3 protein-coding genes are annotated in these 1820 nt (G+C 67.6%); all 3 read right to left on the reverse strand.

Translation table 11 applies throughout. From position 1 onward, the window contains the following. Positions 1–507 precede the first annotated feature (507 nt). From AOK17_RS54240 to AOK17_RS54245, 3 genes are read right to left on the reverse strand one after another with little or no spacing between them, the layout of a single operon-like run. Positions 508–825, reverse strand: a complete 318-nt coding sequence (locus AOK17_RS54240; protein WP_425424705.1) for a three-helix bundle dimerization domain-containing protein — start codon at positions 823–825, stop codon at positions 508–510. 18 nt (positions 826–843) lie between these two features. Further along, positions 844–1203, reverse strand: a complete 360-nt coding sequence (locus tag AOK17_RS47525) for a luciferase domain-containing protein (protein ID WP_055618823.1) — start codon at positions 1201–1203, stop codon at positions 844–846. Between the two features lie 18 nt (positions 1204–1221). Next, the gene (locus AOK17_RS54245; RefSeq protein ID WP_107102687.1) at positions 1222–1494 is read right to left on the reverse strand and encodes a DUF6207 family protein; all 273 of its coding nucleotides are present in this window, start codon (positions 1492–1494) and stop codon (positions 1222–1224) included. Between the last annotated feature and the right edge of the window lie 326 nt (positions 1495–1820).

Here is a 1820-nt window from a genome sequence, read left to right on the forward strand (position 1 = left end):
ACCCGGATGCGACGGGCCAGTCCTCAGGCTGGGTTCGACGTACCTGTGACGACGCCCACCGCCGCCACGCGGTGGACGTCGTCACAGGTACGTCGAACCCAGCCTGAGGACTGGCCCGTCGCATCCGGGTGCCGCCCAGCGTTGATGAATTCTGTTTGTCGTCGCCCGCTCCGGCAACCATGGACATGTGCGACGACAGCAGGTCACAGGTAGCCACGGCGTGCGGTCGGCACAGCTCGACCGGTCCGTCGCCTCAGCAGGCCGCGCCGCCAACAAAGCGATCCCGCGCTGCGCAGGACCGCGTCAGGCCAGGCGCACGCCGGATCGGTCAGCGGCGTTCGCCGGTGTGCGTGGCCGTGGCACGGCAGCGACAGGCCCCAGGTCGAGGCGCTTTGGCTATGTCCAGCAGCGCGGCCGTACGCCGGGCTCGCCGGGCTCGCTGTGACCTTCAGCGGTCCATGGCCAGTGCGCCGGACGTAACCGCAGGTCGCCAGCGCGTGTTCAATTTCAGTTGGCCACTTTGCTCAGCGGCAGATGGCCGCACTGCTTGCGGAATCCGAGGCGGCGTCGTTCGACTGGGGGGTTCGTGTGTACGGAGGGTGCAGGTCGCCTGCTGGGTGAATCGCTCATCAGCGGCCGTGCCTTGTGTTCGACCGGTACGGGCACGAATTCGCGGACCGGCCGGTTCGTGAAGGACGTGTGAACCATGGCGACTTCGGCCTCGGCCTCGGCCGGGCCGCGCGTCGCACTGAAATCGTCCGTCGGGCGCGCCACGACCTCATGGACCGCTTTCAGCCTCGTGTGCCTTGTCAGCCACGGGCTCACCTGTCTGGAAAGGTGTTCTCAGCCTCCGCCGAGATTCTCGTGTGGACGAACCGCGCTGCGCTGATCGTTGCATTCGGCTTGCGGAACGTCGCCTTGTACCGGCCATGCCTGGCGCGTCTGGAGGGCGAGGCTGGCCAGGGTCATGAGCAGATGGATGTCCGCGGTGACGTCGAGGCGCAGGGTCACCCACTGCGAGCCGGGCACTAGCTGAACGGCGGTCGCTGCCGTGAGGTACAGGTCAACGTGGTCGTCGGAGTGGAAGTGGGCGATCTCGCCGTGAGCCGTACGGAGGGCTCGGCCAATACCGCAGCTCGGCTCCGCCTCGGCGAGATCGGGCCAGGTCGCCAGTTGCGCGAGGGCACTCGCTGCCAACGTCATGCGCCCATCATGACCAGCTCACCCCCGGCCACCACAAGGTGAGGGATCTGTAACTGATCCGCAGTGTCTGAAGGGCCCGATACCGACTCGGTGTACGCGGCTGGCCAGTTGCGATTGCCGATGGCCAACTATTCCGGAGGCCACACTCTCGGGTTGTACGGTCCGCTGTCGCGGTTGCCACCGCGTGGCGAGCAGTTCCTGGACGGCGAGCGCGGTGTCGTCATCGGCGGCTGCGACCTCGACCACGGTCAGTCCTGGCTCTGCCACATGTGTTTCGTTGATCGGCTCCATGCATGACACGCCGCCGCTCGCGAAAGTTCTCCGGTCCGGGCGTCTTCACCCGACCGTGTGGAGGCCGGGCGCGCGGGCCCTGGCCGGTCAGCTCGCCTGTGTGTGGGTGTTGTTGAAGCGGACGGCGCTACCCCAGTTCTCGCGGGCGGTGGTCATGCACCAGTGGCACAGGGGCAGGCCGCCGCTGCCATATCTGTGGGTGTTGCGCTGGCAGCCGGAGCAGGGGCCGACCAGGCTGCCGGAGCAGGTGAAGGTGGACGGTCCGGCTCACTGATCGGCGGCGGGAGAGTACTGGTCATCAGGGACGGCCTGTTCTGGGGGAGGGG

Origin of the sequence: Streptomyces phaeochromogenes (assembly GCF_001418655.1) — a bacterium.
Taxonomy (GTDB): Bacteria; Actinomycetota; Actinomycetes; order Streptomycetales; family Streptomycetaceae; genus Streptomyces; species Streptomyces phaeochromogenes.

Bases quoted from the DNA above. Each gene is read 5' to 3' on its own strand.
- AOK17_RS47525 (WP_055618823.1), bottom strand. From the start codon at position 1,203: ATGACGTTGGCAGCGAGTGCCCTCGCGCAACTGGCGACCTGGCCCGAT.
- AOK17_RS54245 (WP_107102687.1), bottom strand. From the start codon at position 1,494: ATGGAGCCGATCAACGAAACACATGTGGCAGAGCCAGGACTGACCGTG.